Here is a 14,045-nt window from a genome sequence, read left to right as displayed (position 1 = left end):
TCATGGTCGAGTTCGACGATAGCTTCCGTCAGCACTTGCGCGAGCTGTTCGTGTGGCGCCGCGACGTCCGCCGCTTTCGAACTGACCCACTGCCGGCCGGCGCCATCGATCGCCTGATCGAGACCGCCTGCCTTTCGCCCTCGGTCGGCCTCAGCCAGCCCTGGCGCTTCGTCGTCGTCGACGATGTTGCACGGCGCCGCGCCATCATCGACGATTTCACGGCGTGTAACGCCGAGGCACTGAATTGCTATTCGGGCGACCGTGCGGCTCGCTACGCCGCACTGAAACTCTCTGGCCTCGAACAGGCCCCCGGCCATCTCGCCGTGTTCGCCGACAAGGCCAGCGACATCGGCCACGGCCTCGGCCGCGCCACCATGCCGGAGACGATCGAATATTCCGTCGTCGCCGCCATCACCGCGATGTGGCTCGCCGCACGCGCCGAGAGCATCGGCATCGGCTGGGTGTCGATCCTGAATCCGGATCGCATCCACGCGATTCTCGACTTGCCTCATAGCTGGAAGTTCATCTCCTATCTCTGCATCGGTTATCCCGAGATCGAATGCGACCAGCCCGAGCTCGAGCAGGCGAAATGGGAACACCGGCGCGGTGCCGAGGAGTTTACGCTGCGGCGTTAGCACGCCGCACTATCCTCCGTCTCTGCGAGCGAAACGGCGAAACGAAGCAATCCAGAGTCTCTCCGGGAAGATTCTGGATTGCTTAGTCGCAACGGCTCCTTGCTCCGCGTGTTGCTGGTCGATGACGATCCGGTCAATCGCGAGGTCGGCGAAGCCATTCTGAACCGGCTCGGCATCATTCGACGTCATCCTGATGGATCTGCACATGCCGGACATGGACGGCGTCGAGGCGGCGTCGCGGGTCGGCAAGCTCGGCCTGCCGAGCACGCCGCGCATCATCGCCGTGACGGCGGATGTGTCGTCCAGCGCGCGCGAGCGGCTCGCTGGCGCCGGCATCCTTCAAATGGTCAGCAAGCCGATCCTGATCAACGCGGTGCGCGAGGCGATCCAGGACGAACCGGACGTCAAGCCGTCGGCAGTGCAACTGTCCACGGGAGCATTGATCGACCGGCACTTTCGCGTCAGCGCGCCTGCACGCGCTCCTCTTCCCGCCCAAACCGCTCGACCAGGAAATCGATGAACAGCCGCACCTTCACCGACAGATGCCGGGTCGGCGGATACACCGCGTAAAGCGCGAGCGGCGGTGCGGAATAATTATCCAGCACCGTTCGCAGCTCGCCCTTCCGCAAAGCGTCGGCGGCGATGAACTCCGGCAGCAGCGCGAGCCCCCTGCCCTTGATCGCGACATCGCGCAGCACCTCGGCATTGTTGACGCAGAGCGACCAGGCCGGCTGGATCCAGTGGTCGCCGTCGCTGCCTGTAAGCTTCCACTGATTGCCGGTGAGCAGGAAGCCGTAGGTCAGGGAATTGTGCTCGCGCAGATCCTGCGGATGTTTTGGCGTGCCGTGACGCGCGAGATAATCCGGGGACGCACAGATCATGCGCGCCACCGGCATGATCTTTCGCGCGATCAAGCTCGACGATTCCAATTCCGCGATCCGCAAGGTCACGTCGAAACCGTCCTGCACGGGATCGAGCAGGTCGTCGCTGAGCACGATCTGGAGCTGAAGCTCGCCGTGACGCGTCATGAAATCGGCGAGCACCGGACCTAACCGCATCGTGCCGAACGACATCGGTGCGTTGACGCGGAGCAGCCCACGCGGCGCCGACTGGGCTTGCGTCACCGCCTGATCGGCCGCCTCGACCTCCGAAAGGATGACGAGCGCGCGTTCGAAATAGCGCTGGCCGCTCTCGGTCGGGCTCGCATGCCGCGTGGTCCGGTTCAACAGCTGGACGCCGAGGCTCTCCTCGAGGTCGGCGATGTACTTGCTGATCGCCGAGCGCGACAGCCGCAACTGGCGGCCCGCCTCGGCAAAACTGCCGCTTTCGACCACTTTCACGAAGGCCCGAAGGCTGCCGAGCTTATCCACGGGCTACTTCCGCCGATTGTTTCCAAATCGTAGACAGAGCCGTCATATTTGCATGGATTGTCTCCAATCCAAAGCGGAACAATATTTCCGGCCAGAGCAAGACGCTCCCCGAGCTTTGGAGGACGACAATGTCTGGACTGCACCATGTGACCGCGATCGCTGGCGACCCCATCCGCAATTTCGGCTTCTACACCCGAGATCTCGGCCTGCGCTTCGTCAAGAAGACGGTCAATTTCGACGATCCCGGCACCTATCATTTCTATTACGGCGATGAGACCGGCCGGCCCGGCACCATCCTGACCTTCTTTCCCTGGGCCGGCGTTCCGGCCGGGCGCCGCGGCGTCGGCGAGACCCATCAGACCGCCTTCCGCGTGCCGCAGCGTTCGCTCGGCTACTGGACCCAGCGCTTCACGGAGAAGGGCATTGCCTATGAGGCGCTCGAGAAGCGCTTTGGCGAGTCCGTGCTGCCATTCACCGATCCCGACGGCATGGCCCTCGCGCTGGTCGGCGTGCCGGGAATCGAGAACGAGCCTGGCTGGAGCAACGGAGATGTGCCGGCGGAGCATGCGATCCGCGGCTTCCACGGCGTAACCTTGCTGCTCGACAGCGCGGCGAAGACGGCCGCTATCCTCACCGACGTGTTCGGCTTCAAGGAGACCGGCCGCGAAGGCTCGGTGATCCGCTTCAAGGCGCAGGGCGATGCCGAAGGCAGCGTCGTCGACATCTACGAGGCCAAGGGATTCCTGCGTGGGCATCAGGGCGGTGGATCCGTGCATCACATCGCCTTCCGCGCGGCGGACGACGCCGAGCAAGGCAAGATGGCGCAACAGCTCGTGAGCAGTCACGGCCTGCATCCGACCGAGCAGAGGGACCGCAACTACTTCCGCTCGATCTACTTCCGCGAGCCCGGGGGCGTGCTGTTCGAGATCGCGACCGACATCCCCGGCTTCGCCGTCGATGAACCCGTCGCGACGCTGGGACGCGACCTCAAGCTGCCGAGTTTCCTCGAAGCCCAGCGCAAGCAGATCGAGGACGTGTTGCCGAGCCTGGAAGAGAGCGTGTCATGACCGAGAGTGCCTTCATCCATCGCTTCGAGCCCGCGATCAGCGCGGGCTCCCCTCCGCTCCTGCTGCTGCATGGCACCGGCGGCGACGAGAACGATCTGCTCGGGCTCGGCAAGATGATCTCGCCTGGCTCGGCCCTGCTCTCGCCGCGCGGCCGCGTGCTCGAGCACGGCATGCCGCGCTTCTTCCGCCGTCTCGCCGAAGGCGTCTTCGACGAGCAGGATGTGCGGCGGCGCGCGCTCGAGCTCGGCGATTTCGTCAGCGAGGCACGGAAGCAATATGGCATCGCAGCGCCTGTCGCGGTCGGCTTCTCCAACGGCGCCAACATCGCAGCCGCGCTGTTGCTGCTGCAACCGGAATTGCTGGCTGGCGCAATCCTGCTGCGCGCGATGGTGCCGCTGTCGGATCCGCCCACGGCCGATCTTGCAGGCAAGCCGATCCTGCTACTGTCCGGCCAGACCGATCCGATCGTACCGCCCGGCAATTCGGCCAAGCTTGCCGCTCTGCTCTCGCAAGCGGGCGCGAGCGTGACCCACAGGGTCCTGCCGGCGGGCCATCAATTGTCGCAAGCCGACATGACGCTCGCCCGCGACTGGATCGGCAAGGTCGACGCCAAGGCAGCATGAACCACGAGCGGCGCATCGTTTCCGAACGGTGCGCCGCTTTTTCATTCGAACCAGCCGCGCCGTTTGAACCAGATCAGCGGCAGAACGCCGCTTGCAATGATCGCGAGGCATGCCAGCGGATAGCCGAACGTCCAGTCCAGCTCCGGCATGTGCTTGAAGTTCATGCCCCAGATTCCGACCAGGATGGTGGGGGGCACACCGACGACGGACACGATCGTCAGGATCTTGAACAGCTCGTTCTGCTGGATGTTGATGAAGCCGAGCACAGCGTCAAGCAGAAGCTGGATCTTGTCGGACAATCTCGTCTCGTAATCGTTGAGCGAGACGACGTCCTTCGACACCGCTTCGAGACGCTTCTTCGAGGCTGCCGTGATCCACTCGCTGCCGACGTCGCCAGCAAACGATGCGATGCGGCCGACCCCGAGCAGAACGTCCCGCGCCTTGGCCAATCTGTCCGCGAGTTCACCGATGTTTTCGAGCGCTTCCCGCATTCTGCGACTGGAATGGGCCAGCCGTTTGGTGCGAAGGAGGCCGCCCTTGAAAACGCCCCGCGAAAGCCCGTCGACTTTCGCACCAAGATGCTCCAGGACATCGGCGCCGCGATCGACCATTGCTTCGAGCAAGCTGGTGAACACGCACATGCCGTTCTCGAGACTGTCGTCGGAGCCGATTCGCTCGCCGACGGCCTCGAAGATGGGCAGTTGGGCAAAACGCACCGTCACCAGCACGTGGGGACCGATGACGAAGCCCACGGGCGTGATCTCGGCCTCGCCGCCCTCGTCGGGCTGGACCGCAGGAGAGCTCAGATAAAGCGTGCCGTGATCAAAGATCAGTCGGCTCGATGCTTCGATCTCGCTAAGGGAATCCTGGGACGGAATCCGTATTCCCAACAGCCGTTCGACAAACTGTTTTTCCTCGTCGGTCGCGTTCAGTAAGTCGGCCCAGATGATCTCAGAGGGCATTTCCGTGCTGATGCTTCGCCAGTCATTTGACGGCCATCTATACAGTTTGAGCAAGAAACCGAACTCCGTGTGCCCCCTGGCGGCGGATCGCGCGGCAAGCTGCCATCCTGCGTCAAGCTAACGCATGAGGATTTCGATCGTTCAATGTCTGGAAATCGACCGAGAGCTGCGCTCGAAGGAAACGAGGCGACCTTCTTAAGATACTGCCATCTTGCCGGTGTTTTGCCCGACGCATCGAGCGGCGTCAGCCGTGGCGCATGATGCCGAGCGACCCCGCAAGCCATTGAAATAGCTGGCCCCGTCTACTGTGCATGGGGTTGTTTTCGCGTTTTTTGCCTGGAGTAGTCGAAGCAATGGCCTGTTCCCGATGGAGGAGGCCATTGTCGAGGCGAACCTTCGATCTGTTCGAGCGCTCGCTATTCCCAGGACCACGCCGAGAAATCGTTCTCGAACTGCGGGACTTCCTTCCAGACGCCCTTCAGCTTCTTGTTGGTGACGGTTGGCCATTGCGGCTGGAACAGATAGGCGGAGACGGCGTCGGTGGCCAGCATGCGCTGGGCGTCGCCGAGCAGCTTGGTGCGGGCGGCTTCATCCGGCGTCGACACGATCTGCTTGTAGAGCGCGTTGAAGGCCACGTTGTTGTAACCGATATAGTAGTCCGGCTCGGTGAGCTTGACGAGATCGAACGGCTCGACATGGCTGACGATGGTCAGGTCGAAATTGTGCGGACCGTTGGGCGCGAACACCTGCGACAGCCACTGCGCCCATTCGACGTTCTCGATTTTGGCGACGATGCCGACCTTGGCGAGCTGGGCCGCGACGATCTCGCCACCCTGCCGCGCGTAAGGTGGCGGCGGCAGTTTCAGCGAGAGCTCGAGCGGCGCGGTGACGCCGGCTTCCGTGAGCAGCTTCTTGGCCTTCTCCGGGTCGTAGGGGTTGACGCCGGTGGTGTCGACATAGCCCAGCGATCCCGGCGTGTAGAAGCTGCCGATCGGCGTGCCGAAGCCCTCGACGGCGCCGTCGATCAAGGCCTTGCGGTCGATCGCGGCGAGGATGGCGCGACGAACGCGGACGTCGTCGAGCGGCTTCTTGCGGTGGTTGATCGCGACGATCGTCTTGGCCCGGGAGCCGCCGATCAGCACCGTGAAGCGTGGATCGGACTTGAACTGAGCAACGACGCGGGTCGCGATGCGCGGAAATGCGTCGACGTCGTTCGAGAGCAGCGCAGCGGCCTGGGCGGCCGGATCGGAGATGAAGCGGATCGTCACCTTCGAGAGCTTGATCGCGGAGGCGTTGCGATAATCGGCCCATTTGGTCAGCGTGATCGAGGAGCCCTTGGCCCAAGCGCCAAGCTGATAGGGCCCGGTCCCGACCGGCTGCGTGACGTTGGTCGCCGCGCTCTTCGGCTCGACGATCGAGCCGCTCGCCTGTCCGAGCAGGAACGGCAGGTTCGGCTCGGAATGTTTCACCGCGATGACGACGGTGTCGGCATCGGGCGTCTCGACCTTCTCGAAAGCCTGGAACAGGCTCTTGTCCTTGTTGGTGCTGGTCGCGGCCGCGTTGCGTTCGAACGAGAACTTCACTGCCGCTGAATTGAACGGCTCGCCATTGTGGAATTTGACGCCCTTGCGCAGCTTGAACGTGTAGGTCTTCAGATCGGGCGATGCGGTCCAGCTCTCCGCCAGCAGCGGCGAGGTAGTGCCGTCCTCGTTGATCTTGGTCAGCGTCTCGTAAATGTTGTAGAGAGTGACTTCAGCGATCGCAGCAGCGGCGGCATTGGTGGGGTCGAGCCCCGGCGGCTCCAGCGTCATTCCCATGACGAAGCTGTCCTTCTTGCTCTGCGCCAGCACGGGCAAAGGCGCTGCCACCAGCGCGGCGGCAAAGGCGACGATCGATAGTTTCCTCAACATGCGTAACTCCCCGGCCTGTTCTATTCTTAAGCCTACGCCAATCCTGCTCCGGACACTAACCTTCCACGGCTGCCGGCGGCAACGCCATCACGGCCTCGGCCCTGTGGCAGGCGGCAAGGTGCCCCTCGCCCACCTTGCGTAACGCAGGCAGCGCCTCGCGGCAATGCTGGTCGGCGAGCGGACAGCGCGCGACATAGGGGCACCCGGTCGCCGCCACCGATTGCGAGGCGATCGCCTGGCTTCCGCGCCGCCGCCGCCCGCCGGCGGCGCGCGCCCGCGGCACCGCCTCCAGCAGCGCCCGCGTATAGGGGTGGGCGCAATGCTCGAACAGGTCTTCGGGGCGGCCCTGCTCGACGATCCGGCCGAGATACATCACCGCGACCTCGTCGCAGAGATAGTCGACGACGGCGAGGTCGTGGCTGATCAGGACGTAGCTGAGGCCGAACTGCTCCTGCAGATCCTGCATCAGGTTCAGCACCTGCGCCTGCACGGAGACATCGAGCGCCGAGACCGGCTCGTCGGCGACGATCAGCTTCGGCTGGGTGATCAGCGCGCGCGCAATGGCGATGCGCTGGCGCTGGCCGCCGGAAAATTCGTGCGGGTATTTCTCCATGTCGGCACCGCGCAAGCCGACCTGGCGCAGCGCCGCGGCGACACGTTCACCGAACGTGGCGCGATCGGCCCCCTCCAGCACCGTCAACGGTTCCGCGACAATGCGCGCGATGGTCTGCCGCGGATCGAGCGAGCCGTAGGGGTCCTGGAACACCATCTGGAAATCGCGGCGGGCGCGACGCAACTCGTCGGCGGAGATGCGATTGAGATCGCGGCCGAGCAGCGCGACCTGTCCCGACGTCGGCCGCTCCAGCGCCATCATCAGCCGCGCGAAGGTCGACTTGCCCGACCCGGACTCGCCGACGATTCCGAGGCTCCTGCCCGCGGCAACCCGCACGTTCACGCCATTGAGCGCACGCACCTGCCCCGGCGGGCGAAACAGGCTTTCGCGCGGCAGGGCGTAGCGTTGCTCGAGATCCTTCACGTCGAGAAGCGGCACGGAAGTCATGCGGTCAGCACTCCCTCGCGTTCCGACATCGAGACATCGGTCCTGATGCAGCGGACGAAGTGCCCGGGTCCGACGTCAATCATCGGCGGAAGCGCGGCGCGGCACCGGTCGATCACGAGCGGACAGCGGTCGGAGAAGGCGCAGCCGGAAGGCAGATCGGCAAGCTCCGGCACGGTGCCCGAGATCGTCTTCAGCCGCGTGCCCTTGCGCGCGCCAAGCTTCGGCCGGGCGCGGAACAGGCCCTGCGTATAGGGATGACCCATGCGGCGGAACACCTCGTCGGTCGGCCCGCTCTCGACGACGGTGCCACCATACATCACCATCATGCGCTGCACGTTCTCGGCGATGACGCCGAGATCGTGCGAGATCAGGATCATCGACATGCCGCGCTCCTCGACGAGATCGGCGATGAGGTCGAGGATCTGGCCCTGGATGGTGACGTCGAGCGCGGTGGTCGGCTCGTCCGCGATCAGCAGATCCGGCTCGCAGGCCAGCGCCATGGCGATGGTGATGCGCTGGCGCTGGCCGCCGGAGAACTGGTGGGGATAGGCGTCGATGCGCCTGTTAGCATCGGGCAGTCCGACGCGGTCGAGCAAGGCGATCGCCTCTTTCCGCGCCTGCGCGGCCGAATAATTCTTGTGACGCCGCAGCGGCTCGGCGACCTGATGACCGATCGTATGCATCGGGTTGAGAGCGGTCATCGGCTCCTGGAAGATCATACTGATGCGATTGCCACGCAGCTTGCAATAGTCCGCGTCCGCAAGCCCGGCGAGTTCGTGACCATCGAGCTTGATGCTACCGGAGATCACTGCGCTATCGGGCAGCAGCCCCATCAGGGACAGCGCAGTGACCGACTTGCCGCAGCCGGACTCGCCGACCAGCCCCAACGTTTCGCCGCGCTTCAGGGTAAAGCGGACATCGCGCACGGCCTGCGCACGCCCGCGGCTGGTGTTGAGACCGACGCCGAGGCTATCGACGTCGAGCAGCGGCACGGCCTGTCGCTCACCCATCGTCATCGCTCCCGCGCCAATCTGGGATCTAGTAGGTCGCGCAATCCGTCACCGAGAAGATTGAGGCCGAGCACCGCGATCGCGATCGCAGCGCCCGGATAGACGGCGAGCATCGGCGACTGGAACAGCAGCGTCTGCGCATCGTTCAGCATCCGCCCCCAGGACGGCTGCGGCGGCTGCGTGCCGAGGCCGAGATAGGACAGCGCGGCTTCGGCGAGAATGGCGAGCGCGAACTGGATGGTGACCTGCACGATCAGGATCGATAGAATATTCGGCAGCACATGCTCGATGGTGATGCGGAAGGCGCCCTTGCCCGCGGCACGTGCGGCCAGCACGAATTCGCGCGCCCAGATCGCGTTGGCCGAGCCGCGCGTCAGCCGGGTCAGTGTCGGGATCTGGAAGATGCCGATTGCGACGATCGAGGTGACCATGCCGGGCCCGAACACCGCAGCCAGCATGATCGCGGAGAGCACGGCCGGAAAGGCGAAGGTGAAGTCGGAGAAGCGCATGATGATCTCTTCGGTCCAGCCGCGCCGGGCCGAGGCGATCAGGCCCAGCGTAACGCCGAAGCTGAGACCGATGCCGACGGCGATGACACCGACCATGATGGTGGAGCGGGCGCCGGCGAGCAGCAGCGAGAGGATGTCGCGGCCGAAGGAATCGGTACCCAGCCAGTGCGCAGCCGAGGGCGGCCGCAGCTTCGAGGCGATGTCGATCTCGTAGGGCGACCACGGCGTCCACACCAGCGAGAGCAGCGCCGAAGCGAGCACCAACAGACTCAGCGAACCGCCAAGCACGAAACTGCGATGGCGCAGCGCGCGGGCCCAGAAGGTCCTGGCCGGCAATCGGCGCGTCGCTATCGGCGCGTCAATCAGAGTGGTCAGGGGCGCGCTCACAGATCGTGCACCTTGATGCGGGGATCGATGAAGGCATAGAGCACGTCGACCACGAAATTGACGATGACGACCATGGTCGCCAGCAGCATCACGCAATTGCGCACCACGATGAGGTCGCGGTTGGCGATAGACTGGAAGATCAGCCGGCCGAGACCCGGCAGGTAGAATACGTTCTCGATCACGATGGTGCCGGCGAGCAGATTGGCGAATTGCAGCCCCATCACCGTCATGACCGGGATCATGGCGTTGCGGAGCACGTGGCTCCACAGCACTTCCCGCTTGCCGAGCCCTTTCGCGCGCGCCGTTCGAACAAAATCCTCGCGCAGCACTTCCAGCACCGCCGAGCGCGTCACACGCGCAAGGATCGCGGCCTGCACCACCGCGAGCGAGATCGCCGGCAGCAGCAGCGACTTGACGCCGAGCCAGACGCCGTCCTCCCAGCCGGAAAATCCCCCCGCCGACAGCCATTGCAGCCGCACCGCGAACAACAGCACGAGCAGGATCGCGAACCAGAAATTCGGCAGCGCGATGCCGATCTGCGTCAGCGACATCACGCCGACATCGCCGAGCCTGTTGTGGTTGGCGGCGGTGTAGATGCCGGCCGTGAGCGCCAGCGTCACCGTGATCGTCATCGCCATGATCGCGAGCGGAACGGTCAGCACCAGCCGCTCCGCGATCAGGCTGGCGACCGAGGTGCCGTAGACATAGGAGTTGCCGAGATCGCCGACGAGGAGCCCCTTGATCCATTGCAGATAGCGAACCGCCAGCGGCTGGTCCAGCCCGAGCTTGACCGTGAGCGCGCGCACCGCATCCTCCGAGGCATCGGCGCCCATCAGCATCTGCGCGGCGTTGCCGGGCAGCGCATCGAGCACGAGGAAGATGATCAGCGAAGCGCCGACCAGCGTCGCCAGCAAGGTCACCACTCGTCGGAGGACAAAGACGCTCATGCGCGCTCGGCTTCAGGGCTCAGATGCGGCACGATCAACATGTCCGGGCGGCTGAGGCAAGCCCTTTGCACACAAGTCCCTTGCACAGGAGGCCTTTGCTGCATGGCCATCTCCTCAAGCTGGCCAGCGGGACAGGAGATCGCTTGAAGCCTCGAACAGCGCGCTGACGCGCAGCAATTCCGCATCGGCCCGGAAGCGGCCGACGAGCTGAAGCCCGATCGGCAGGCCGTCGCGGCCGAAGCCAGAAAGCAGGCTGATTGCGGGATGGCCGGTCATGTTGAACGGCATGGTCCAGGGGAACCAGTGCGGCCGGACGCTATCGAAATGCGCTCCGTCGATCTCGATAGAGCCGAACAGATCCTGCTCGATCGGCAGCGCGGTGCGCGTGAGCGTCGGCATCGCCAGCAAATGTCCGTGCGCAAGCAGCGATTGCACGCGACGGAACAGTGCGGTGCGCGCGAACATCGCCTCCTGGTAGTCGACGCCCCTGACCTCGGTCGCGAGCGCGAGCTGCTTGAGGAAGGCCTCGCTCAGCTCGTTCCCGTGCTCGGCCGCGAGTTTCGCAAAGCGCGTACGCCAGACCGTGTGGTTGATGGCGCGCCAGATCGGCTCGATGTCAAAATCGTCACCGGAGAATTCCTCGAGTTCGGCACCAAGTCCAGCCAGCCGGTCGAGGCTCGCCTTGAAGCTGGCTGCGACCTCGGCGGACACCGGGCGGCCCGGCGGCGTCAGGCAGTACAGGATCCGCTGCCCGCGCAGATCGCCGCGCGCCGCAGTCGCGCCGATGAAATCGGGCACGGGGACGCCGATCGACCAGGGGTCGCAGGCATCCTCGCCTGACATCGCCTGCATCATCAGCGCGGTGTCGGCGACGGTGCGGGTGGTCGGCGTGACATAGGTCTGGTTGCCGAACACATCCAGCGCCTGGCTGTGCGGGATCACACCGTTGCTCTGCTTCAAACCCACCACGCCATTGCAGGCAGCGGGAATTCGCGTCGAGCCGCCGCCGTCGGTCGCGACCGCGAGCGGCGCGATGCCGCTCGCCACCGCGACCGCCGCGCCGCCGCTGGAGCCGCCGGAGGACCGGCGGGCGTCCCAGGCATTGCGGGTGCGACCGAACAAAGGCGAATCCGTCAGGCACTTGCTGCCGAATTCCGGCGTCGTGGTCTTGCCGATCAGGATTGCGCCTTCGCGGCGCAACCGCGCGACCGCGACGGCATCCTCGGTCGGCACATTGTCCTTGTAGGGAACAGCGCCGAAGGTGGTCCTGACGCCCTCTGTGTTGACGATGTCCTTGACGGTGACGGGGACGCCGTGGAGCAGGCCAAGCGGCTCGCCGGCCATCATCTTGCGCTCGGCAGCGCGCGCCTGCGTCATCGCCTCGTCGCCACATAGCGTGATGAAACAGTTCAGCTCGGGCTGGAGCGCCTCGGCGCGCGCCAGCACCGCACTGACGATCTCGACGGGGGAAATCTTCCGCGTGGCGATGAGGCCGCGAAGTTCGGTTGCGGACAAGAGACAGGGATCGCCGTTCATCGTCACACCACGCTCCGAAGCTGGCCTGTTGGCCCAAGGCATTGACAGCGAGAATGACAGTTTTGTTAACTCGTCGTCCAATACCATTTTGAGCCCTAACCCATACATTTTCGGTATGCCAATGGATCTTCGCCGGCTCCGCTATTTCGTCGCCGTCGCCGAGGCCCGCAGCATCGGCAAGGCCGCCGAGCTGCTTCGGATGGCGCAGCCGCCGCTCTCGGTCCAGATTCGCAAGCTCGAGGCCGAGATCGGCGCTCCGCTGTTCCGGCGCGGCACCCGCGGCATGGACCTGACCGAGGCAGGTCAGGCACTGCTGGCGCGCGCCAGCGAGGCACTCGCCCTCGCGATCGACGGCGCCGAAGCAGCGCGCGCGGTTGCCTCGGGGCGGCGCGGGCGGCTGTCGGTAGGCTACATGTTCGTGCTGGCGAACGCGATGCTGCCGCGGCTCATCCCTGAGCTCCGCCGCGCGGTTCCCGGCGTCGACCTCGGCTTCGCCGAACTCAGCGCATCGACGCGCGAAGCCCGCGTGCTCGACCGCAGCGTCACGGTCGCGCTGTGCATGCCGGCGATCAACCATCCTGAGATCCAGGTGGCACGGATCGGTGCGCAGCCGTTCATGCTGGCGATGCCGATCCGCTCGCCGCTCGCACGCTTGAGCTCGGTGCCGATGGAGAAGCTGCAGGGCCGCCCGCTGATCGCGCTCCCGCATCCGGACCATGGACCCGCCTCCTCCGCTGTCGTCCCCTTGTTGCGCCGGCACCAAATCGTGATGCCGATCGCCAGCCGGGTGGAGACGGTGCATTCGGCGATGAGCCTGGTTCTGGCCGGTGAAGGTCTCGCCATTCTGCCGGCCTGCGCGCAGCTCGGCGCGCCACGCGGCATCGCGTTCCGACCGCTGCGTGACGTCACCGACTCCCTCGACATTGCAGTCTGTTGGCGGCGAGATTCCCAAAGTCCGCTGATCGGGATCTTCCTCAAATGCGCCGAGAAGGCGGCCGCGCGGATCTGAGGCGAGCTAGAGACTCCAACTCACCTCGTGGCCCCAGGGCGGATCGGCGCCCGGGCGGGTGCAGGTGAGGCCCGCGCAGCCGGCGGCGAAGGACAGTGCGCGGCGGAGCTCATCGGCACTGATGTCCTTCAGTGCTCGCCGGGCAATGCGACCCTGCTTGTGCAAAGCAAACAGCAGCGCCGCCTGAAAACTGTCGCCGGCCCCGATCGTGTCGGCCACCTCGACCTTTGGCGCGGCGACCTCGATCTGCCCTGTCCCCGCGTGCCATGCAATGGCGCCATCGCTGCCGCGGGTGATGACGACGAGGCTCGTGCCCTGCATGAGCAGTTCGTTCGCCCGCTGCCGATATGGCTCGTCGCCGAAGAGGTAGGCGAAGTCGACGTCCGACAGCTTGATCAGATCAGCGCTGGCAGCGAACTCCGCCATCCGCGCGAGATAGGCCGGCTTGTCTTCAACCAGATTAGGGCGGCAGTTCGGATCGAAGGAGATCGTCGATGAGGGTCGCGCATCCGCGATCAGCGCCTTCGTCTCGGCGGCTCCCCGGTCGTTGACAAGCGTGGTCGAGCCGACATGAACGGCCTCGATGTCGGCGAATGGAATGGCCTCGCGCCGGTAGGTCCAGTTCCGCGTCGCGGTCTCGGCATCGTAGAAGGCGTAGTGCGAGTCGCTGGCGACGATACGGACGAAGGCAAGCGTGGTCTGACGGTCGCTGCGGGTGGCGAGACTGAGGTCGACATGCGAGGCTGTGGCGTGGTCTACGATCATCCGTCCGAACAAATCGGTCGAGATGCCGCCGACGAAGCCGGTCGGCGCGCCGAGTCGCGCCATGCCGATCGCGACATTGAGGCAGGAGCCGCCGACCGCCGGCATCACCGCTTCGCGACCGCCGGCGTTTCGCGTCGGCACGAAATCGATCAGCGCATCGCCGCAGGATATCAGCATTCGCTCAGCCCTCGGCAATCATTCCAGCGCGCGTTTGCTTCATCAGTCTGAAGCAAGCCTATCAGCAAGTGTGGCCAC

General features: G+C 65.1%; 13 protein-coding genes and 1 pseudogene. 5 read left to right on the top strand and 9 right to left on the bottom strand.

Translation table 11 applies throughout. From position 1 onward, the window contains the following. Nucleotides 1-2: 2 nt before the first annotated feature. Both bluB and IVB24_RS17370 read left to right on the top strand, forming a co-directional pair. Complete coding sequence (gene bluB / locus IVB24_RS17375; protein WP_247773887.1) at nucleotides 3-635, top strand: 5,6-dimethylbenzimidazole synthase; 633 nt, start codon at nucleotides 3-5, stop codon at nucleotides 633-635. A 102-nt stretch (nucleotides 636-737) separates the two neighbouring features. Further along, nucleotides 738-1,092, top strand: a pseudogene (locus IVB24_RS17370) (response regulator); the annotation flags it as partial. A gap of 4 nt (nucleotides 1,093-1,096) precedes the next feature. Here IVB24_RS17370 and IVB24_RS17365 read toward each other — a convergent pair. Next, nucleotides 1,097-2,005: a LysR family transcriptional regulator gene (locus tag IVB24_RS17365; RefSeq protein ID WP_162308473.1), complete on the bottom strand. Its 909-nt coding sequence runs from the start codon at nucleotides 2,003-2,005 to the stop codon at nucleotides 1,097-1,099. 128 nt (nucleotides 2,006-2,133) lie between these two features. On the opposite strand from IVB24_RS17365, the gene IVB24_RS17360 reads away from it, so the two are divergent. Both IVB24_RS17360 and IVB24_RS17355 read left to right on the top strand, forming a co-directional pair. Beyond that, nucleotides 2,134-3,072, top strand: a complete 939-nt coding sequence (locus tag IVB24_RS17360) for a ring-cleaving dioxygenase (protein ID WP_094974991.1) — start codon at nucleotides 2,134-2,136, stop codon at nucleotides 3,070-3,072. After that, nucleotides 3,069-3,695, top strand: coding sequence for an alpha/beta hydrolase (locus tag IVB24_RS17355; protein ID WP_247773885.1), 627 nt, complete (start codon nucleotides 3,069-3,071; stop codon nucleotides 3,693-3,695). Before IVB24_RS17360 ends, IVB24_RS17355 begins: the two co-directional genes overlap by 4 nt. A gap of 41 nt (nucleotides 3,696-3,736) precedes the next feature. On the opposite strand, the gene IVB24_RS17350 is transcribed toward IVB24_RS17355, so the two are convergent. The 7 genes from IVB24_RS17350 to IVB24_RS17320 all read right to left on the bottom strand — a co-directional run bounded on the left by IVB24_RS17350 (nucleotide 3,737) and on the right by IVB24_RS17320 (nucleotide 12,016). Beyond that, entirely contained in the window at nucleotides 3,737-4,711 is a 975-nt protein-coding gene (locus IVB24_RS17350) for a magnesium transporter CorA family protein (RefSeq protein ID WP_247773884.1), read from the bottom strand. 362 nt (nucleotides 4,712-5,073) lie between these two features. Then, nucleotides 5,074-6,567: an ABC transporter substrate-binding protein gene (locus IVB24_RS17345; RefSeq protein ID WP_247773883.1), complete on the bottom strand. Its 1,494-nt coding sequence runs from the start codon at nucleotides 6,565-6,567 to the stop codon at nucleotides 5,074-5,076. Between the two features lie 55 nt (nucleotides 6,568-6,622). Continuing rightward, complete coding sequence (locus IVB24_RS17340) at nucleotides 6,623-7,627, bottom strand: oligopeptide/dipeptide ABC transporter ATP-binding protein (protein WP_247773877.1); 1,005 nt, start codon at nucleotides 7,625-7,627, stop codon at nucleotides 6,623-6,625. Beyond that, nucleotides 7,624-8,637, bottom strand: coding sequence for an ABC transporter ATP-binding protein (locus IVB24_RS17335; protein ID WP_247773875.1), 1,014 nt, complete (start codon nucleotides 8,635-8,637; stop codon nucleotides 7,624-7,626). The genes IVB24_RS17340 and IVB24_RS17335 overlap by 4 nt, the downstream gene beginning before the upstream one ends. Nucleotides 8,638-8,639: 2 nt before the next feature. Beyond that, the gene (locus IVB24_RS17330; RefSeq protein ID WP_247773874.1) at nucleotides 8,640-9,533 is read right to left on the bottom strand and encodes an ABC transporter permease; all 894 of its coding nucleotides are present in this window, start codon (nucleotides 9,531-9,533) and stop codon (nucleotides 8,640-8,642) included. Further along, complete coding sequence (locus IVB24_RS17325; RefSeq protein WP_247773873.1) at nucleotides 9,530-10,480, bottom strand: ABC transporter permease; 951 nt, start codon at nucleotides 10,478-10,480, stop codon at nucleotides 9,530-9,532. The genes IVB24_RS17330 and IVB24_RS17325 overlap by 4 nt, the downstream gene beginning before the upstream one ends. Before the next feature lie 114 nt (nucleotides 10,481-10,594). Further along, a complete protein-coding gene (locus IVB24_RS17320; RefSeq protein ID WP_247774113.1) occupies nucleotides 10,595-12,016 on the bottom strand; it encodes an amidase in 1,422 nt (473 codons plus the stop codon). 121 nt (nucleotides 12,017-12,137) lie between these two features. Between IVB24_RS17320 and IVB24_RS17315 the strand changes: the two genes are divergently transcribed. After that, a complete protein-coding gene (locus tag IVB24_RS17315; RefSeq protein ID WP_166469866.1) occupies nucleotides 12,138-13,025 on the top strand; it encodes a LysR substrate-binding domain-containing protein in 888 nt (295 codons plus the stop codon). Nucleotides 13,026-13,031: 6 nt separating this feature from the next. On the opposite strand, the gene IVB24_RS17310 is transcribed toward IVB24_RS17315, so the two are convergent. Further along, nucleotides 13,032-13,967 carry a carbohydrate kinase gene (locus tag IVB24_RS17310; protein WP_247773872.1) on the bottom strand — a complete coding sequence of 312 codons (936 nt, stop codon included), beginning with the start codon at nucleotides 13,965-13,967 and terminating at the stop codon, nucleotides 13,032-13,034. Nucleotides 13,968-14,045: the final 78 nt, after the last annotated feature.

Origin of the sequence: Bradyrhizobium sp. 192 (genome assembly GCF_023100965.1) — a bacterium.
Lineage (GTDB): Bacteria > Pseudomonadota > Alphaproteobacteria > Rhizobiales > Xanthobacteraceae > Bradyrhizobium > Bradyrhizobium symbiodeficiens.
The sequence above is the reverse complement of the archived record's forward strand: the minus strand, read 5'-3'. Positions and strand labels throughout refer to the sequence as shown.